The 21,338-nt window shown below is 36.6% G+C and carries 14 protein-coding genes and 1 pseudogene; 9 read left to right on the top strand and 6 right to left on the bottom strand.

What is annotated here, in order from left to right:
• The coding region (locus EXE30_RS13585; protein WP_130162861.1) for a BapA/Bap/LapF family large adhesin at window positions 1–2,223 on the top strand (2,223 nt) is incomplete at its 5' end.
• 1,167 nt (window positions 2,224–3,390) lie between these two features.
• On the opposite strand, the gene EXE30_RS13575 is transcribed toward EXE30_RS13585, so the two are convergent.
• The 3 genes and pseudogenes from EXE30_RS13575 to EXE30_RS16205 all read right to left on the bottom strand — a co-directional run.
• The gene (locus EXE30_RS13575; RefSeq protein WP_130162860.1) at window positions 3,391–4,932 is read right to left on the bottom strand and encodes a glycosyltransferase; all 1,542 of its coding nucleotides are present in this window, start codon (window positions 4,930–4,932) and stop codon (window positions 3,391–3,393) included.
• Window positions 4,933–4,954: 22 nt separating this feature from the next.
• Window positions 4,955–5,722 (bottom strand): CatB-related O-acetyltransferase, encoded by a 768-nt coding sequence (locus tag EXE30_RS13570; protein WP_130162859.1) that lies wholly within the window; start codon window positions 5,720–5,722, stop codon window positions 4,955–4,957.
• A gap of 2 nt (window positions 5,723–5,724) precedes the next feature.
• Window positions 5,725–7,077 (bottom strand): annotated as a pseudogene (locus EXE30_RS16205) (poly alpha-glucosyltransferase); the annotation flags it as partial.
• A 715-nt stretch (window positions 7,078–7,792) separates the two neighbouring features.
• On the opposite strand from EXE30_RS16205, the gene EXE30_RS13560 reads away from it, so the two are divergent.
• The 8 genes from EXE30_RS13560 to EXE30_RS13525 all read left to right on the top strand — a co-directional run bounded on the left by EXE30_RS13560 (window position 7,793) and on the right by EXE30_RS13525 (window position 18,116).
• Window positions 7,793–8,365: a recombinase family protein gene (locus EXE30_RS13560; RefSeq protein ID WP_130162857.1), complete on the top strand. Its 573-nt coding sequence runs from the start codon at window positions 7,793–7,795 to the stop codon at window positions 8,363–8,365.
• A 386-nt stretch (window positions 8,366–8,751) separates the two neighbouring features.
• The gene (locus tag EXE30_RS13555) at window positions 8,752–10,341 is read left to right on the top strand and encodes a peptide chain release factor 3 (RefSeq protein WP_130162856.1); all 1,590 of its coding nucleotides are present in this window, start codon (window positions 8,752–8,754) and stop codon (window positions 10,339–10,341) included.
• A 69-nt stretch (window positions 10,342–10,410) separates the two neighbouring features.
• Entirely contained in the window at window positions 10,411–11,238 is an 828-nt protein-coding gene (locus EXE30_RS13550) for a hypothetical protein (protein ID WP_130162855.1), read from the top strand.
• A gap of 104 nt (window positions 11,239–11,342) precedes the next feature.
• Window positions 11,343–12,251 carry an RsiV family protein gene (locus EXE30_RS13545; RefSeq protein WP_130162854.1) on the top strand — a complete coding sequence of 303 codons (909 nt, stop codon included), beginning with the start codon at window positions 11,343–11,345 and terminating at the stop codon, window positions 12,249–12,251.
• Window positions 12,251–13,063: a TatD family hydrolase gene (locus EXE30_RS13540; RefSeq protein ID WP_130162853.1), complete on the top strand. Its 813-nt coding sequence runs from the start codon at window positions 12,251–12,253 to the stop codon at window positions 13,061–13,063. Before EXE30_RS13545 ends, EXE30_RS13540 begins: the two co-directional genes overlap by 1 nt.
• Before the next feature lie 141 nt (window positions 13,064–13,204).
• Window positions 13,205–15,961, top strand: coding sequence for an aconitate hydratase AcnA (gene acnA / locus EXE30_RS13535; protein ID WP_130162852.1), 2,757 nt, complete (start codon window positions 13,205–13,207; stop codon window positions 15,959–15,961).
• Between the two features lie 107 nt (window positions 15,962–16,068).
• On the top strand, window positions 16,069–17,262 hold the full coding sequence (locus EXE30_RS13530) for an MFS transporter (protein ID WP_130162851.1): 1,194 nt from the start codon (window positions 16,069–16,071) through the stop codon (window positions 17,260–17,262).
• A gap of 62 nt (window positions 17,263–17,324) precedes the next feature.
• Complete coding sequence (locus tag EXE30_RS13525) at window positions 17,325–18,116, top strand: tRNA threonylcarbamoyladenosine dehydratase (protein ID WP_130162850.1); 792 nt, start codon at window positions 17,325–17,327, stop codon at window positions 18,114–18,116.
• A gap of 21 nt (window positions 18,117–18,137) precedes the next feature.
• Here the strand turns inward: EXE30_RS13525 and EXE30_RS13520 are convergent, their stop codons facing one another.
• The 3 genes from EXE30_RS13520 to EXE30_RS13510 all read right to left on the bottom strand — a co-directional run bounded on the left by EXE30_RS13520 (window position 18,138) and on the right by EXE30_RS13510 (window position 21,321).
• Window positions 18,138–18,545 (bottom strand): CHAP domain-containing protein, encoded by a 408-nt coding sequence (locus tag EXE30_RS13520; RefSeq protein WP_407641643.1) that lies wholly within the window; start codon window positions 18,543–18,545, stop codon window positions 18,138–18,140.
• Window positions 18,546–19,179: 634 nt separating this feature from the next.
• On the bottom strand, window positions 19,180–20,196 hold the full coding sequence (dusA, locus tag EXE30_RS13515; protein ID WP_130162848.1) for a tRNA dihydrouridine(20/20a) synthase DusA: 1,017 nt from the start codon (window positions 20,194–20,196) through the stop codon (window positions 19,180–19,182).
• Between the two features lie 261 nt (window positions 20,197–20,457).
• A complete protein-coding gene (locus tag EXE30_RS13510) occupies window positions 20,458–21,321 on the bottom strand; it encodes a hypothetical protein (protein ID WP_130162847.1) in 864 nt (287 codons plus the stop codon).
• Window positions 21,322–21,338: the final 17 nt, after the last annotated feature.

Raw genomic sequence — 21,338 nt, 5'->3', positions numbered from 1 at the left:
CTAGCTGACGACACTACAGCACCAGATGCTCCGACAGCTGAATTCAATGAAGATGGTTCGGTTGTAAGTGGAACAGCAGAAGCTGGTTCAACTGTTACGGTTAAGGATCAAGACGGTAACGTCCTTGGTACAGCAGTTACCGATGAAGATGGTAACTATGTTGTAGAGTTAGCAGATCCATTAAATGATGGTGAAGTGGTCGATGTGACTGCGACAGATGTTGCTGGAAATGAATCTGCTCCAACAGAAGCAACTGCACCAGATATCCAAGTAGATGCAGTAGATAATTTAGTAACAGCTGGGGTTGATTTTGAGTACCCTGTTACAGAATCTACTTTAGATAACGCAATTTCTTATAGTTGGCTCATCGGTGCATTCGGACTTGTAATTGGTACAACTAGTGGTTCGACTGAGTTCACAGTTGCTGAAGATCAGATAGCTGATGTTACATTGGAAATCTCATCTGGATCGTGGGCATCATTCTTTGACAGTGTTTCAGTTACAGTGTCTAAATTTGAAAATGGTTCATGGGTTGAGGTTGGTAGTAGTTCATCAGGAGGTCTTCTAGACTTTATTGGCATCTTTGGTGAGGTAGCTAAACTTGAACTATCTGGTCTAACTAGTGGTCAATATAAAGTTGACATGAGTAGCTTCAATGCAGTCACTCTACCGGGTTGGGTTGAGACTGATATTATTATTAAGTCTTATGACACTGCTCAGGAGCCTACAGTAACAGCTGTAACACCAGTTGACGGTAATGTCATTACGGATACGGATGATGCTTATGGTCAAGATGATGTACCAGCTAGTGCAGTTGTATCCGAAGTGGATGGTCAAGCTGTATTAGGTGAAACAACAATTACGGGTGATTACGGTACATTAGTGATCAGTCCGGATGGTAGTTACACTTATACGCCGAACAGCGATGTTGGGGTAATCGGTAAGACCGAAGTGTTTGAATATACAGTGATTGACCCAGTAACTGGTAAATCTGATACTGCTAATCTGATTATTCAAATTGGTACAAACAGTGATCTAGGCTTGACATGGGATGCAGAAAATCCAACAGTGAATGCAGTAACTGTAGTGGCTACAGATAATGCTGATCTGATTGGTGTTGATGCAACGAATATTACTGAGACAGCTGCTGGGCCTTCAGCCTCGCATAATTGGCTTGTTGGATTCGGTCAATCTGGTACAGTCATTACGGACGTAATTACAGTAGCTGAAAATACGTTTGCAGACATCACTGCTTCGGCATCTACATCGGGTGGATTAGGTCTCGGTGGTTCATTAACACTACAGTTCCAGAAGTTTGAAAATGGAACTTGGGTGACTAAAGATACTATCAGTGCAAATAGTCTTGGTGATTTCCTTGGCATTTTCTCAAATGGAAATGGCAAAGTATATGAACAGCAAGAAGCTGGCCAGTATCGATTTGTACTAGGTTACAATACAGGTGTTGGTGTGTTAGGGGGTGTTGCAGTAACAACACAAATTGAAACGACACATCTAGATGACTTCACTAAAACACCAATTGATGCTGTATCAGGTAATATTTATACAGATGATGATGGTGCTGGTACAGATACTTTAGCCTCTGTGTATACAGATCTATTCGTGTCAACTGATGGTGGAGCGACTTGGACTGAAGTTCTCAGTACAGGTAGTGACTTTGTTGGAAACCATGGAACCTTATCGATCAAGTCTGATGGTAGCTATACTTATGATGTAACAGATGGCGCATTAACGGGTGGTGCAAATGATGAGTTTACATATAAACTTGTTGCACCTAATGGTGATGAATCTATCGCAACATTAACCATTAATGCTGGTGAAAATTACAACACAAGTGCTGGTAATGACATCATTACAGGCAGTGCTGGTGATGATACCTATACTACTAATGGTGGTGCTGATACAGTTATCTTCGATTTGCTGGATAATGCTGATGCATTAGGTGGAAATGGTCATGATACATGGACCGATTTCGACTTGGCAGAAGGAGATAAGATTGATATTACTGAGTTATTGGCAGGTCAAGCTGTTGGTAATGATAATATTGGTCAGTTTGTAACAGTGACTCAGGTTGGTGATGATACTGTTATCAGTATTGATAGAGATGGTAGTGGTTCTACGTTTAACTCTGCAGAACTACTCACATTGAAAAATACAGATGTGACCTTAGATGACTTATTGCAAAATAATCAACTTTTGTTCTAATCAAGAATCATTGATGTAAATTTTTAATTAAAAAGAGAAGGCATGCGTGCCTTCTCTTTTTTTTATATTTTAAATTAATGGTTTGTGATAAAAAGAGGATTCAAAGATTCAAGAATATTAATATTACGGGTGAATTATTTATTTTGTCCATCAGCATAGGTATTTAACAAAAGCTGAAATTCTCTAACTTCTTTATTTTGACTATTTACTAGATTAATGTTTTTCAAAAGAACAGAAAGTACTTGCACATTTAGCTCAGGCAATCGTTGTCGAGATTCCTTCCATTCATACGGTTTCCAATGATTAAGTTTAGAAATCTGATTGTCTTGCTTGCCTAGATTCTCTAAAAAAGTTCTTGTGAAAAGAGTACCTTTGAGCGATTGATCACGAAAAACTGGTTGACCATTACCATAGCGCGCATAGGATATATTTGATGGTAAATTTAACTGGCCTTTAGATTGATCAAGGAGAAGTGTAAGATGATTCCATTATTGAGAGGATTTATAAAGTTCTTACGAGAACATATTTATTCAATTTATTAATGCTACTAGGTAAATTTCTTTGACCATATGTACCCAAATTCCCTTGAATAATTAAGCTCTCAGATCAAGCAGCAATACTTTCTGTTAGCCACGGTTGCTTAAACATGTTGTAACCATATGCATAAAGATGAAACAGCTCATGTACGACTAATGAAGACTCCGTTGTAAAATTAGTGATTTGACTATTAACTTCAAGAATAAGAGCACATGCATTTCTTTATTGGATGATTCGTATGTCTGTGGGGTTTGTCGTCATAAGCTAAACCTAAGCCATTCAATTTTCGTACATGGATATCAATATATTCAATATTTTATATCGAGGATTATTTAAAAGGTCTTGATAACCTAAAAAATTCCATGCTATACGAACACTATTGGCTTGAATTGCAATATTTTCGATATAGTCAGGTATATTATTTTTTATTTTCATCCTTTAATGAAGATCTAGCATTTAAACCAGTGTTTGTGTAAAAAATACGTAGGCTTAAATTGGCATAATAAACTTTATCGAGTTGAGCAATAATAGGAGCATTACTCGATGTACAAGATGAGCTCGCATTTAGATTAGTACAAAATAAGAATTGCACAAAGATGAATAAACGCCAAGAAATATTAGATAACTTCATTATTGAATCTTTAAAAACAATTCTTGCCATTTTTGAGCAAATTTTGATTGGTCTGTAAGTTGTGTACAAGCGTAAGCAGCTTCGCTAAATTCTTTCCGCTTTTGCTTATTTTTCAATAAAGAAATAATTTTTTGAGAGAATAATTCTTCGTCTTCAAAAGTAATTAAGTACCCATTGTTGTTATCTATAATCATATCAGAAGGGCCGTAATCAATATTATAACTAATAACGGGACAACCATGACAAAGTGCTTCTAACACAGCCATACCAAAACCTTCAGATCGACTTGAAAATAAAAATAAGCTTGCTTGATTATACAGGTGGCCAGTATTTTCGTTGTAACCCATTAGTTTGATATGATTACTCATATTTCGAGCATCAATTTCAGCTTGTAAAAATTTTTGTTCAGCACCAAAGCCATAGATGTTCAAGTATGCACTTGGAATTACTTCAACAACTTTGCTAAATACACGAATTAAACTATCTAAATTTTTTGCTTTGTCATAACGTGCAACTGTTAAACAAAAAAGTGGGTCACGACTATCAAAATCAACTTGATGAATCGTTTTTTCGTAAATATGAGGAATAACGAATAGTTTTTCATCTAAACTAAAACGCTTCTGGATATGCTCTTTCTGACGGTCTGTTAGTATCACTAATGCATCAAGTGAGTCAGAATGTTTGAAATAGCTTTGGTAATGACGATTAATACTAGATTTATAAATATCATTACCATTTAAATGAGTAGCATGAATGGTTCCAATAAATCGCATATTATCAAGTTTTATTTTTCTAAGCGGCTCATAAAAATGAATTGCTCTATCAATTAGCAAGTACATCAAATCATCTTTATATTTCTGAGCAATCATTAAGAACCAGTATTGAATCAATTGATGTTCAGTGTCGAAAACTTCGGTGATAACGCCATGATTATTTAAAATAAAGATGTTGACTAGAATATTCTTGTTGTCTTTGTTTAATTGAAAGTTTTTTATAATGACGGGATGTCCATTTGTGTGATAATAAGTTTCAGTTATTACTGTTTTAGTTAAAGGGTTGATGATTTGAATGCAGCTTAAAAAACCATAAGTATCATAAATCAGCCGGCCATTCTTAATGCCATTCTGGAAAGTGTTAACATAACGTAGAGTAGGATATTCTTGATTTCTTATTTCATATAAATAATTCTTATTATTTTTATCGTGAAAACGCTGATTTAAAGTAGACGGAATTTGAGTTTTTTGAACATTTGAATTGTACATGGTTTCTTGGGGTGGATGATGCAGATGAGAGGAAAGGCGCAGATGTGTACCTTGTAAATTCCCATATAAATTAAGGTAGCCAATTGACGGTGGCGCAAGTTGATTAGAAATTAAATCCCAATAATTTTTTGCTAAATAACGATCAAAATCTGTAGTAATGATAATTGGATCTATACCCAGTTGTGTATATAATATTTTGGCTCGTTTCAATAGGGCAAAAACCAACCCATTTTTTTTCTCATCAATTTTAGGGAATAAGAAGAAATATTCAGTTTTCATAATTAACCATTTTTATAAAAAATTAATATGGAAGGTTTTTGATGGTTGAGTGTAATAAATCATTTTTTGTAATGATTGTAGGTGAGTATTCTATTATGTTATCTGATTGTATTTTTTGTTCAAGTTTATCTATGAAGTTGAGTGGTTGATTAAATGTTAAACCGGTTAAATCATTTTTATGAAATCGCCACCATTTTAAGTTGGTTAATTTTTCAATAATGCTCTCACTAAATCTCGCTTTGATTATTTTTGCTGGATTACCGCCCACAATCATATAAGGAGGAACATCTTTTGTGACAACGCTATTAGAGGCAATAATTGCACCATCACCTATTGTAATATTACTTTTTAATACAACATCAGCACCTATCCATACATCGTTACCGATACAAACATTTCTCTTAGTACGTTCCAGATGTGTGGTCGTAAGAGGATCTATATCATGATATTGTTCAGAGTAAAAATGTGGAGAAGTAGATATCCATTCAGGAAAATGATGTGCCCCCATGATTTTAATATTTGTTGCTAAACTAGAGTAACGACCAATCGAAACACCATAACCTAAATTTGAAGAAGAGTATGAAAATGCACCGATAGTACATAAACTCGAAACTAAGTTATAAAAATTATTGTTTCCTTCAATCTTTAGATCGTTATTTAATTTAACTATTTTTTTTGGGTTTTTTTTCATAAAAATCATATTTATATTTAACTTTTGAAGTTTTTCTTCGATTTTATAGAACTCAATCTGAGTAATGTCATTGGATGAAAGACTTGTATTCTTATTCATATTTAAACCTCGAAATGTAAAAAATAAGCTATATATCCAGATAAATTGTGCTCTTGATCATCAATACGTGTACGGAAACGATCATGTCTAACGTAAAAAGAACCTAATATTTTATCAGGTTTTTCATATACATTGTAATTTCAAGATAAAAGAATTCAGTTCGTTGAAATTCGACTCTTAAATTAATTAAAGAATTTAACTCTTCAAATTTTGATAATTCAAATAACTTGTTATGGCCTTGTATATTTAATCTTCTAACTATTTTATATGTAGATATCATCATTTCTAAAAAATTTGTATAAGCAGTTTTTTTATTTTTAATAAAATCCATGTGATTTAAATAGTTTCTTATACCAAATATATAGTATTTTTCATCAGGACATATTTTTGTTAGTTCGTTTGTACAATAGCTTAACCAATGATCATGGTGTTTTTCATAAGATTTTGATATAAAAATTTCGAACATCAATTTTACAGTTTTTAAGAGTAATTCATTATTATTTATCTGATAGAGTCTTAATAATGCTAGTGCGGCTTCTCCATCATAATATGCAATGCGAAACTTTTCTTTAATTTCTAAGTTGGTATACTCTAACACATGAGTTGTTTCTCCATTTTTATTAATCATGGAAAGAATTTCATTCGCTATTTTTTTCAGCATAAGCTTGATATTTGTTATCTCTTGATATTTATATAACATCAATATTGCTGCGGCATTTCCCCCCCCCAAACTTTATTTCAGAGTCTCTTAAAGGAGAGTCAATCATATGCGCTGTATCTTTCTCTATATTTATATTTTTATAAAAGTTATCTAAAGAATATTGAATAGCTAAATTAATTTTAGGCCAAAAATCTTTATTATTTTCAATTTCAAAAGTTTCAATAAGAGCGTAAGCTGAAGTGCAATGTCGTACAGTATTATAGCTTTTGATCTCATTGTTTAAAGCTGGAAAATAGCCATAAACAAATTCACCAGTATCTAAAATTTGGTCATGTAAAAAAGATGCATTTTGATTAATTAATTTTTTAATATGTATTTTCTGTTTTTCCTGAATGAATCGTACTCCATTTTCAGTCTCACCTGACTATAACTCAATTAACTCACCTTTTTCGAAAAAAACACTAACTGTTTCAAACACCCAGAACTTTTTCATTTCCGCTAAAGAAATTCTGTTTTTATATGTGGATATTCAGCTTTAATTGCATTGTTAAGGTTTTTCTCATCAATAATTTTTTTCATTGTATGAAATACCCTTTATTATAGCGTTACCATAAATTTCTTGCTCCAAGAAACAGATATTGAAATTATTAACTAAACTAATTTCTTTTCTAGAGTGGTTATTGCTTTTTTGATTTAATGAGTCTTTATTGTTGATTTCCTCAATATTGATTGCTATATCAAAATTCAAAAAATCCAAGAGGGATTTATTTTCTATAAATTATATATTTTTTTATGCAGTGCACCTTGCATCTGTTTTTTATTTCCGTGAGAAATAAAAAATAGATCAATGTTTGATCTGCGATTATTGTTATTAATCCATTTCTATAATGTTTTCCTTTAATTGTGAATAGTTAATTTCTTGTATTTTATAAAACCTGATTGAGAGTTGTTTTTGTATGGTTGTCTTTTAAATTAACTTATTATAGGTTGCTGGGTTATTTATTATAATAATTGATCTAACGATATTTTTAAGTAATTGATGTATATTTTAATATTTTTATTTTTTGTGTTTTATACATTCGTTGAATTAAAACATGTATTTTAAACATTAATATTTAATACATTTTTAATTGTATGGAAATCTTCAATTGGGTTCTGAATTTCAATTTTTTTGATAGAGATCTTTTAATTATTCAAGTAAAAGTAACGCTTTATTATTATTAATTTTTTTTGGTTTTTTCTGTTAATTTGACTATTTCTGAATTATTTTTACTATAAATCAATACCTTTAAAGACAGGTGTTTTGAACACTTCTCAATTAAATAGTGTGAATTGGTTCATGTTTTTTTCAGCAAATGTGTGCTAGCATCTTTTTTTTGTTATGTTTTGTATCTTTTGGGTGCTTTAATATGCGAACATATGCCTATGTTAGATTAGATCCTAATCTACAAATGGAATCAGGGAAGTTTCTCTCATTTTTTAATGAATATGGCTATAAAATTCAAAGAAATAGATTGGTTTTAGAAGAGGTTTCAGTCGATAAGTCCATTGTTTTTAGAGATAAATTTTTAAACTTAATTAATTACTCCTTAGAGGAGGGCGATCTTTTGGTAATAAAAAGTATAGATTGTCTAGGCTGTAGTTTTGAAGAAATTCTATCGATAATAGATAAAATTTATCAAAAAAAAATTAGATTCATTTGTTTGGATTATTCCAAAAATGAGATCGAAGGCGATCTTAAAACTTTTTTTATTCATTTCTTAAAATTGTGTTACGAATTTGAAAAATTATTTAGGTGCAGTAACGAGAATAAAAGAAATGTCGTCAAAAAGGTTGGTCGACCTGAGATTCTGACGAATGATCAAAAGATACAAGTGATCGAAAAGTTCAAGAAGGGTGAAAGTGTTTACTCTTTAGCTAAGCAGTTTTCGGTTACTAGAACTGTTATACAAAGAATTTTACATAAAGCTGCTAAGCAATGATTTTATATTATTTTATATAAAAAATGTTTAAATTTAACTAGTATCAACGGAGTATCTTTGTGCATTTTATTTGATATTTAAAATACTTATGTTAAATCAAATGTGTTTCAAGGTTTAGAAAGATAAATAAATTTTTTTATTTAATGTGTATGAGTTTAATATGTTTAAGATTGTTTGATCGGTAGGGAGACGCTCTCACCAAATGAATTAGCATTGGATATTTCACATGAATTTTTAAAAAAATACTTAATATTGAAATAGCAATAATCGGAAAACAAGTCCTCTAAATCTGCTACAATTGCGCCAATTTTAAATTCTTTCGTACGCCATCTGTTCTCGCCTCAGTTTGCAGATACAAATGGGTACAATTAGTGTAGATTTTTCTCATGTTTAAAAATGAATTAGCGGCACAAGTTGCCCAACGTCGCACCTTTGCGATTATTTCCCACCCCGATGCGGGTAAAACCACCATGACAGAAAAGTTGCTGTTATGGGGTAAAGCGATTCAAGTTGCAGGTATGGTGAAGAGCCGTAAATCTGACCGCGCAGCAACATCCGATTGGATGGAAATGGAAAAGGAGCGTGGTATTTCGATTACCACCTCTGTGATGCAGTTCCCTTATAAAAAGCACACCATTAACCTTCTCGATACACCGGGACACGAAGATTTCTCTGAAGATACTTATCGTACTTTGACTGCGGTTGACTCTGCATTGATGGTGATCGATGGTGCAAAAGGTGTCGAAGAACGTACCATTAAATTGATGGAAGTGTGTCGTATGCGTGACACACCGATCATCTCCTTCGTAAACAAAATGGACCGTGAAATTCGTGAGCCTTTAGAGTTGCTCGATGAAATTGAAAATGTCCTGAAAATTCGCTGTGTACCGATTACATGGCCGTTAGGTATGGGGCGTGATTTTGCAGGTGTATATAATCTGCTCGAAAATAAATTGTATGTCTACAAGGCCGGTTTTGGTTCAACTATTACCGATATCGAAGTGCGTGAGGGATATGATTATCCTGATATTCGTGAAAAAGTCGGTGATTTAGCGTGGGCATCTTTTGAAGAATCTCTTGAATTGGTGCAGATGGCAAATGAGCCTTTAGACCGAGAGTTGTTCTTACAAGGTAAACAAACCCCAGTTTTGTTTGGTACAGCATTGGGTAACTTCGCAGTTGACCATGTCCTCGATGCATTTATCAATTGGGCGCCTGAACCGAAAGCACATCCTGCACAAGAACGTGTGGTGGATGCCAATGAAGCTGGCTTTACGGGCTTTGTCTTCAAAATACAAGCCAACATGGATCCGAAGCATCGTGACCGTATTGCCTTTATGCGTATTTGCTCTGGTAAATATGAAAAAGGTTTGAAAATGAATCATGTACGTATCGGAAAAGACGTACGTATTAGTGATGCTTTGACTTTCCTTGCTGGTGAGCGTGAACAACTAGAAGAAGCTTGGCCGGGTGACATCATTGGTTTACACAACCATGGCACTATTCAAATTGGTGATACTTTTACCAGTGGTGAGAACCTTCATTTCACTGGTATTCCTCACTTTGCACCTGAAATGTTCCGCCGTGTCCGTTTGCGTGATCCATTAAAGTCGAAGCAGTTGCAAAAAGGCTTGAAAGAGTTGTCTGAAGAAGGCGCGACGCAGGTGTTTATGCCGCAAATGAGTAACGATCTGATTGTGGGTGCCGTGGGGGTGTTACAGTTTGATGTGGTTGCTTACCGTTTGAAAGAAGAATATAAAGTAGACTGTATCTATGAGCCTGTGAGTGTTCACACTGTACGTTGGGTTCATTGTGATGATGAAAAAATCTTCAATGAATTTAAGAAAAAGGCGCATGATCAGCTGTCAGTAGATGGTGGTGGTCACCTTACTTATCTTGCACCAAGCCGTGTCAATTTGCAGTTGATGCAAGAGCGTTGGCCTGATATTCAGTTTAGCAGTACGCGAGAACATTAAAATAAATAAAAACAGCTTCTATTTTGAGGCTGTTTTTAATTGAATCACCTTAAAATAAAGGATAATGATATGAACGCTTTAAAACCACTTCTCAGCATCACAGTAATGATTGGAATGATGGCTTTAACCGCATGTGATTATCCTAAAAACAATGAATCTGACTCAGGACAAATCAATGAGCAGAAAACAGCAAAGACTGAAAAAGCGGATATTCTTCCGTATTTAAATATCCAAGAAAGCAAAGCGAAATATGCGTTGCCTTTCTGTGAAAAGAAAAATTGTATTGATGTTGATATTCAAACCGTTAAAACTCAAGATGAATGGCTGAATACTTGGATTGAGAGAAATCAAGCCATGGTCATTCAACAGCAAATAGAACTCAAACAAAGTATGACCCTACAACAAGCCATTAATGCATATGTTAAAAAGTCTGATGAATGGCAGGATAAATATTCAGAAAACAAAGCTTATGCATTGCACCTGAATACTCGAATTGCATCACAACGTAATCAGTATGTCTTGCTACAAGTGGGTGTCGATACCAAACAAGAAGATGTTGAGGTAAAAGATCGTTATTATTTCTTTGTTGCCGATCGTAAGCTACAAAAGCATTTAACGGTCTTAGATGTCATTCAAAAAAAGCAGCAAAATGCCATGCATGATGTGATTCAAGTCCATTATCAGAAATGGGTTGAGCAGCAATCTATAGAAGTGAAAAAACAAGTGCCAAAGACCTTATACTGGGGGCAAGCGGATTGGTTCTTTGATGGCGAGGGCATTGGACTGCATTATCGCGCCAATGAGATCAGTAAAGATGCGCCGCAACTGGATATTTATTTCACAGCAGAACAAACGAAACAGATGTTACAGCCCGATATTTATCAGCAAATGTTCTAACTTGACTAAGATATGTATAGAAATCGCATGTGTTTATGGTGGTTTCGAGCGAAGTCAGATAGCATTTTAAAAAGCTTGTATACGAATAATGGTGATAGGTTTAGATGAAAAATTTTTATAAATATAGCGTTCTTGCTTGCGCAATTTTACTTGCGGCATGCCAACCGAAATCAGAGCCAAAAGAATCACAGGAGTCACAAGACCCAGCGACGATACAGCAGCAAACCGAACCTACATTGCGTGGAGAGAGTGTAAAAGTAGCACTGACTTTACCAGAGTGTAAGGGTAATACTTGCCCTGACTTTGTGGTTGAACGTTTGCAGAGTAACTTTTCATTTATTGATCAATTTCTGGATGAGCAAATCCTCGATCAACTCAGCAAAATGTTAGATGTAGTCGATGCTGATAAGGCCATATCGACGGTACAGGCCGCTGAGCAAAAGCCGAATTTAGATACACAAGTACAGCACTACGCGAATGCTTTTATTAAAATTGATGAAGAGTTAAAAGCGCTGAGTATCAGTCATCAAATTAGTTTGTTGGTTAAACCAAAGATATTACAAACAGAAGGCTCTTTGGCGACGGTGGTACTCAATAGTAGTAGTTATATGGGCGGAGCGCATGGCTCAACTTCACAACGTTATTATAATTTCGATTTGGTCAATCAAAAGCAAATTAATCTCAATGATTTGTTGTTAGCAAAACAGCAAGCAGCTTTGAAAAAGCTGGCGCATGATGCATTTAAGGCATGGATTGTAGATTCTAAATTAGCCAATAATCCTGAAGAATATGAGCAAGCTTGGCCATTTGAAATGACTGATAATTTCTTGTTAGGAGAAAACGGTTTAATTCTTCAATACGGTGAATATGAGATCGGTCCTTATGTGGTGGGTTTACCTCGCTTGGTGATCCCATTTGATCAATTGAAAGGGGTTTTAAAGCCTGAATATTTGCCAAAAGTAGATGTGCCAGCGGCCTCAACCGTTGTTGCAGATACCAAAAGCAAGACCTAATGCAACTGTTTGATACCCACACCCATTTTGATGTTGCCGATTTTGATCATGATCGGCAACAACTGGCTTTACGAGCCAAACAAGCGGGGGTCGAGGATTTGGTTCTGATCGGGTTTATTGCATCCCGCTTTGATGAGTTAATGGCTACACATCAACAATTACAACAGTGGCAGAACGTACCTCGATCTCATTTAGCACCGGGCTTGCATCCTTTTTATATCGAGCAACATCAGTCAGAACATTTACCCCAGTTGGAGCAGATTTTACAGCAACATCATTGTGTTGCTGTGGGTGAGATTGGTTTAGATACTTTTTTAAAGCAACACAAACAGCCTGAATTATTTGCCAAACAACAATATTATTTTAATGCTCAGCTTGAGCTGGCAGCCCAATATAACAAGCCTGTGTTACTCCATATTCGCAAAGCCCATGCAGAAACGCTTGCGATTTTAAAAGCGCAAAAATTCAAATGGGGTGGAATTGCTCATGCCTTTAGTGGCGGTATTGAAGAAGCGAAGGCGTTGGTGAAACTTGGCTTTAAAATTGGGATAACCGGACAAATCACCAATCCAAATGCCAAAAAATTACATCAAGTGGTACAAGCGATTGGTGCAGAAAATTTGGTGATTGAAACTGACTGTCCTGATATGACGCCGTTGTGTTGCCAGACGTCAACCGAACATAGAACTCGCAATACACCTGTGAATTTGCCTTATGTGTTAGAAGGCTTGGCTCAAACACTGCAGTTGCCTCAAGCACAGCTTGCCGCACAACTCTGGCACAACTCATTTGAGGCACTACATCTCAAGTAATACCTGTCCGAAATAGAATAATAATCATGTAATTTTAAATAAGATAACTAAAAGGGAACACAGCATTTCTCAAACTGGCTTACATTAAATAAAGAACTTCATAATAAACGAATGAAATCGCCAAACTGGGAGGATAATCCTATGGCCAGATATAGCAAAATCAATAGTTATAGCGCATTACAAACACTTACTGTTGGCTCAAAACAATATCAATTTTTTAGCTTGAAGCGAGCCGCGCAGACACTTGGCAATATTGACCATCTACCTAAATCGTTAAAAGTTTTATTAGAGAATCTACTTCGCTTTGAAGACCAAGAAAGTGTAAAAGTTGAACATATCCAAGCTTTAGTCGACTGGCAGAAAACGCGTAGCTCCGATCAAGAAATTCAATATCGACCAGCGCGAGTATTGATGCAAGATTTTACGGGTGTACCTGCGGTTGTAGATTTAGCCGCTATGCGCGCAGCCATGGCCAAAGCTGGCGGTGATCCGAATCGAATTAATCCATTGTCACCTGTTGATTTAGTGATTGATCATTCAGTCATGGTTGATCATTTTGCCAATCAAAATGCATTTTCCGTAAATGTGAGAATTGAAATGGAGCGCAATGGCGAGCGCTATCAATTCTTACGATGGGGGCAGTCGGCTTTTAATAACTTTAGTGTGGTGCCACCAGGTACGGGTATTTGTCACCAAGTCAATTTAGAATATCTGGCTCAGGCCGTTTGGCTGGGTGAAGAGGATGGTCAACATTTTGCTTTTCCAGATACCTTGGTCGGAACAGATTCACATACCACCATGATTAATGGACTTGGAGTGTTGGGTTGGGGTGTCGGCGGGATCGAAGCAGAAGCGGCGATGCTCGGACAACCTGTTTCGATGTTGATTCCTGAAGTGATCGGTTTCAAACTGACTGGTAAACTCAATGAAGGCATTACCGCAACAGACTTGGTTTTAACCATTACTCAAATGCTACGTCAAAAAGGTGTAGTTGGTAAATTTGTTGAATTCTATGGGGACGGTTTGTCCGACTTGCCACTTGCTGATCGTGCCACGATTGCCAATATGGCACCTGAATATGGTGCAACTTGTGGTTTCTTCCCAATTGATGATGTGACACTGGCATATCTTGTATTGACAGGCCGCCAACAGGATCGGATTGATTTGGTGGAGGCATATAGTAAAGAACAAGGTTTATGGCGAAATGCTGGGGATGAGCCTGTATTTACCGATACATTGAGTCTTGATATGAGTACGGTTCAAGCCAGCATGGCTGGTCCTAAGCGTCCTCAAGATCGTGTGCTACTGGCAGATGTACCGAAAACCTTTAATGCGCTCATGGAGCTGACATTAAAACCAGCCCAAGAGATGAAAGAACAATTGGAAAATGAAGGAGGGGGCGGTACAGCGGTTGCAGCTCATCAGGCCAATCTTCCACATGAGAGTCCCTCTTGTACCATTGATGGACAAATATATCCTTTAAATCATGGCAATGTGGTGATATCCGCGATCACTTCATGTACCAATACTTCGAACCCAAGTGTTATGTTGGCTGCGGGTTTATTGGCGAAAAAAGCGATCGAGAAAGGCTTACAACGCAAACCTTGGGTAAAAAGTTCACTCGCACCTGGTTCAAAAGTGGTGACAGATTATTTGGCTGCAGCAGGATTGACACCATACCTCGATCAACTCGGTTATAACCTTGTAGGTTATGGTTGTACGACCTGTATTGGTAATTCTGGACCTTTACCAGATCCTGTTGAAGAAGCCATTCAATGCCATGATTTAAATGTAGCTTCGGTGCTTTCAGGCAATCGAAACTTTGAAGGGCGTGTGCATCCATTGGTAAAAACCAACTGGCTGGCTTCACCACCATTGGTGGTTGCGTATGGTTTGCTTGGTAATATCCGTACCGATTTAACGACACAGCCGATTGGTACTGGAAAAAATGGACAAGATGTATATCTAAAAGACATTTGGCCAAGTCAGGCTGAAATTGACCAAGCATTGAAACAAGTGACTACTGCCATGTTCCATAAAGAATACGCCGCCGTATTTGATGGTGATGAAACTTGGCAAGCGATTCAAATCTCGCAAAGCCAAACTTATGCATGGCAGGACAATTCAACTTATATTCGTCATCCGCCTTTCTTTGAGGGAATTGAGCAACCGCCCAAAGCAATCACCAATATTGATCAGGCCCGTATCATGGCGGTGCTGGGTGATTCAGTAACGACTGACCATATTTCTCCAGCGGGGAATATCAAGAAAGATAGTCCAGCAGGTCGTTATTTACAGGAACAAGGCGTAGACCCGAATGACTTTAACTCCTATGGTTCGCGTCGTGGTAATCATGAAGTGATGATGCGAGGAACATTTGCCAATATTCGAATTAAGAATGAAATGTTAGGTGGCGAAGAGGGAGGCAATACCATTCATATACCAAGTGGTGATAAATTGTCGATTTATGATGCTTCTATGCGTTATCAACAGGAGCAAACACCGCTGATTATTATTGCAGGTAAAGAATATGGCACAGGGTCATCGAGAGACTGGGCTGCGAAAGGTACAAATTTACTTGGCATTAAAGCAGTGATTGCAGAAAGCTTTGAGCGAATTCATCGTTCAAACCTTGTTGGCATGGGCGTATTACCACTTCAATTTATTAATGAGCAAACACGTCAGTCTTTAAACCTAACAGGTCGAGAGGTTCTTTCAATTCATGGCTTATCTGATGAGATTCAACCGCATCAGGCTTTAGATGTGAATGTGATTCGAGAAGATGGCAGCCAAGCGCAATTTAAGGTGTTATGCCGAATCGATACCTTAAATGAGGTGGAATACTTTAAAGCAGGTGGGATTTTGCATTATGTACTGCGGAATTTAATCGCTGCATAGCACCAAAACAGTTGTTGTAAAAAGATGGAAGCTAGTCTTTCATCTTTTTTTTTGTTTGAATTTTACCTTTTCGGCGTTAAGGTGATAGCCATTAATCTGTGAGGATGATGGCTTTGAATCAGTTGCCGAGATATGTTTATTATTTATTGGCTGCGCAAGCATTTAATTTAATTGCAGCGGTATTATCGGTAACGGTTTCAGCGATTGTTGGCTTAAAACTTGCGCCAACTCAGGCTTTGGCGACTGTACCGTATGGTTTGCAATTCTTGGCAATGTTGCTGACAACATTTATCTTTTCATTCTTAATGAAAAAACTGGGTCGACATCTGGTGTACCAGTTTGGATGCATTTGTCTTTTTTTAGCAGGTGTGTTTGGCTATCTTGCATTACAAAGTGAACAGTTTTATTTATTGTGCCTTAGTCATTTTTCACTGGGCTTATTTATTTCTACTGCAAACTTTTACCGTTTTGCTGCCTCTGATCGTCTTGCTTCTGATTTAATCCCGAAAGCCACAGCGATGGTTATTTCTGGCGGCGTAGTCGCCGCTATTATTGCACCTGTTTTGGCGATTCAATTTCAACAAGTGCAAGGCTTACCTGATTTTACTGCGATTTATTTAATTTTCAGTGTGTTGGCATTGTTGTTGTCGCCAATTTTGTATGTTTGGAATCAGAAATTTAAATCACAGCAAGCACAGCAAGTTGTGATTGAGTCATTAGAGCGAGCTAAATTACCTGTCAATTTTATTGTTGTGGCAGTGATCAGTGGGGCATTTGCATACTATGTTATGAATGTCATGATGATTATGTCTTCCTTGCATTTAAAGGAACATCATTCATTTCATTATGCTTCTATCTCTATTCAATTACATGTCTTGGCCATGTTCCTTCCTTCATTCTTTGTATCTAAGTTGATCCAACGCTGGGGAACACATCGCACGATTTATATCGGTTTTGTTTTACTAATGTTGTCCTCTTTAATTCCAATGCTTGGGCAAGAGGGAGTTTATGTCAATGTTGCTCTGATTATTCTGGGCGTAGGCTGGAACTTTGCTTATTCAGGTGCGTCTACGCTATTGGCTGGATTAAACGAACAGCAAAAGCATCGTGTGCAAGGTATTAATGAAACTATAATAGCCTTATTCGCGACGCTCGGTGCTTTCTTACCTGCACCGATTTTGACGAAGGTTGGTTGGATGAATGCTAACCTGTTGGCTTTATCGATGAGTGTTCTTGTTTTTGTAATATTAATTATTTTAAGTGGACGTCATCGATTCGCAATCAAAGTCTCATCTTCCTAACCTAAACTATATTAAACGAGTTAAAATAGCACTTTGATTGAAAGATATAGATCGCCACTGTTATGACCGATGTGCTTGTAAATGATGAATATGACCGCCGTTTTGCTGGTGTGGCAAAGATTTATGGAGAAAGTTCATTTAGCCATTATGAAAACAGTCATGTGATGGTGATCGGCGTTGGTGGTGTAGGGAGCTGGGCTGTAGAAGCGCTGGCACGTACAGGAATTGGTGAGTTAACAATTGTCGATATGGATGTGGTTGCCGCATCGAATATTAACCGTCAACTTCCAGCGATGACATCAACCTTGGGGCAAGAAAAAATCGAAGTGATGGCGGAGCGTTGTCGTCAGATCAATCCACGTATGAAAGTCAATGTAATAGATGACTACTTAACGCCTGAAAATGTCAAAGAGATTTTAAATCCTGTTCCCGATATCATTTTAGACTGTATTGATGATGTCAAAGCCAAACTGGCGTTGATGCTGCACTGTCGCTTTAACAAGATTCCATTGATTGTATCGGGTGGGGCTGGGGGCAAACTTGATCCGCTTAAGATTCGGGTGGCTGATTTATCTAAAACTGAACAAGATCCGATGTTGGCAAAGCTGCGAGCACAACTTCGTTCTAAAGGCATCTGTAAAAAACCAAAAGAAAAGTTTGGGATTACTTGTGTGTATTCAATCGATAATCCATTTTCAAATACAGAAGTTTGTTCGACGTCGGGAGATGCCGCATTTAATCCAAGTGCAGGCTTACGCTGTGGTGGCTATGGGTCAGCCGTTGTCGTGACATCAAGCTTTGCTATGGTTGCAGTGGCAGAGGTTTTGAAAAAGTTAGATGCAAAGAAGGGCTGATGATTACAGCCCTGAGTTTGATTAGATATAATTTGAACTTAAACGGTAGTAACTATACGTCACATTTTTATCTTTATAAATATCATGACTGCGTTGCTTAAAGTCTGAAATCCATTGTGTCCCCGAAAAGCCAGCAATATGTCCGTAACGATGCTTCTTGGTGCGATGAATGATATAAATATCACCTTTTTGCGGTTGATCAAAAGCAGGGGTGATTTTCTTATAACCGATTTCTTGTAAGGTTTTGCCCCAATCAGATGCTGCAACAGGATGATTGACGATTTTTGCACCCGCAGATTGTAAAGCGATCCTGACGAATTTGGCACATTGTGCTGAACTACGATAAGAAGCTCTACGCGTTAACTTTTGTGCAAATGCCATGACATCGAGTGAAGGCTGTTTTGGTACATCTTTGGTCGTCACAATCATTTGATGAGGTGGGGTGTGAACCATACTGTGATCAACTGAGGGCGCATCATAAATCATTTATAATCTCTATCGCATTTCTAAATAACCAGACTTATGCCAGACTCTTGGCGAAAGACATGGTAAGCGAAAAAAAGCATAAAAGCCCCTTTGTAATGTAATAATGTATCATTTGAGGGCGCTTGGGTTAAACTTACCTAAATCGTAGAACAATTTTTTTATTAATTATCATCAGTTTGGAGAGTGTTAACTTTAGATAAAATGATTTGTAATATTATATTTCAAAATCGTGTATTAAATGAGCGTTTTTGGGTGAGTAAAAAGAGAAAGAATTGATTTTTTATTATCAAGTTGTTGTTTTATATGTAAATATTTTTAAATGTTTAAAATTTTAAGACTTTTGTCATTCATTAGAAAATTTAACAAGTGATTCACTTAAATGTGCGTTCATGAACAGTACAGATATTTTAAATCGTTTATGTGAGAGTATTTTATTTTAGATGAAGGCCGTTAAATGTCCACAAGGCACTGTTATAAATAAAATTTATGAGAAACTGAACTATTAAGAGGATGAGCTTTGAGCATCATCCCTTACAGGTATAAATAAAAGAGTTCGTTGTATCAATCGATACCAAAACTAGAGCTGTTGTTCTCGAATATAGTCTTCGGTACGCTGCATTGCCACTTGGATGTTCTGAATCGCATTTTCAATATCCGTAATAGTCTTTGCGTTGCCGCCACTCAGAGCTTGTCTCCATTTACGCGCACCTGGCAAGTTTTGAAATAAGCCGAGAATATGTCGTGTGATAATGGAGAGAGGGGCACCCTCAGCAACGCGTTGATGAATATACGGCATCATTTGCTGCATAATCTCGAAACGATTAGGCGCTTCTAAGTCCCACAACTGTCCCATTTCCGCCAGCAAATAGGGGTTGTGATAAGCTTCACGACCAATCATCACCCCATCGACATGTTGTAGGTGTTGTTGGGTTTCCTCAAGGGTCTTGATGCCACCATTAATTTCAATGGTGAGATGTGGACGCTCTTGTTTTAAGCGATAGACATCTTCATAGCGTAAAGGTGGCACTTCGCGGTTCTCTTTCGGCGATAAGCCCTGCAAGATTGCGATCCGCGCATGTACGATAAAATGGGTGCAACCTGTTGCTGCAACGGTATCAACAAAATGCAGCATTTCTTCATAAGAGTGCATGTCATCAATGCCGATACGATGTTTGACCGTCACAGGAATTGATACCGCTTTTTGCATGCTATGAATACATTCTGCAACCAGATTTGGCTCAGCCATTAAGCATGCACCGATCTTATTATTCTGAACGCGATCACTTGGGCAGCCGACGTTTAAGTTGACTTCATCATAGCCCCAGTCTTCAGCCATTTTGGTACAGGTGGCTAATTCTTGTGGATTTGAACCACCGAGCTGCAACACGATCGGATGTTCTTGTTTGTTAAAATCTAAATGACGATTCGCTCCACCATAAATGATTGCACCTGTAGTGACCATCTCGGTATACAGCACCACATTTGGATTAAATAAACGGGCAAAGAATCTGTAATCTTTGGTTGTCCAATCCATCATCGGAGCTACACTGATTCGTGGGTTTGAAGTTGTTTCAATGGTTTGGTTCGGCGTCATTAAAAATCATACCTTGCAATCTAGTCTTTGAATCTGTGAAAACGCATGGTAACACCTGTGAATGTATGTTTTGCCATTAACACTTATCTTGAATTTTACACCATCGTGGGGAAAAATAGTTTGTTGTTTAAGGGGAGTAATGGTTTATGCGGCTAGAAGCTAGACTTAAGCTGATATCGTGTGATCGAATTTAGATTGTAATTATTGTTCTGTAAAGGCACATGTAGAGTAATCTTTGATGAAGTATGACAATTATTCTTCTTAGATTTCCACTGAAAATGAATAAGGGGCATCATTTAAATTGGAGTTAATAAAAATTAGATCTAAATTTTCTTGTTTGATGAATTGTTCTATTTTTTCTTCTGAATAAATATTGCTAGGGTCGAGCTTAATTAGAATCGTTAAATTTTTTGGAACTACAATAAATGTTATTGAAGTTCTAGAATCTGATTTTTTTGAGAGAATATCGCTTTTAAATAAAAGAGTAACCGTTTCTTTTAGATGGTTAATCTTTTGTATTTCTTCTGGGATTTTGGTATGTAATAGTGCTTGTTCTATAATATGCGAGTGTTCTAGGGTCTCTGTTGAATTATTAATAATTTCAATTTTATATAAATTGTTTGAAATATCGTTATCCTGTGTTTCACGGAAATTTTTATTTTCAAGTATTTTACTTAAATCACCATCAAATTTCTCTAAGGAGTTATTATACAAATCTGATTTTTTTTTAGCATCAATGACTGCTTTCTTGGCCCTGTTTTGTGCATCAAGTAAAGGGTCGTATAAATCTTTAGTGTATAAGTTTTCAGTATTTTTTTTCACATCTATAGGATCATGGATATTATTATTTGAAATTTCATTCGCTGGATCCGAACTATTGGTAATTTGATTACTATCATTTTGGATATCTTTAATCTTAGGTTCAGGCATTTTTGAAGGTTCGTTTTCTGGTTGTTTAGAGGTTGGCATGGTTAGGGAAACCAAGCTTACCTTCATCTCTGGAATTTGATTTACTTTATTTTCGAATTCTGAATTTAATAATATGATAAATATCAATATATGAAGGATAATGCTAAAGAATAAAGCACAATGGGAAGCTTTAAATTTGGGTTGATGAGGCCACATACTTTAACTCCTTCACA

It is taken from the genome of Acinetobacter halotolerans (assembly GCF_004208515.1).
Classification (GTDB): domain Bacteria; phylum Pseudomonadota; class Gammaproteobacteria; order Pseudomonadales; family Moraxellaceae; genus Acinetobacter; species Acinetobacter halotolerans.
Note: the sequence above shows the minus strand (reverse complement) of the source record. Positions and strands in the feature narration are given on the sequence as shown.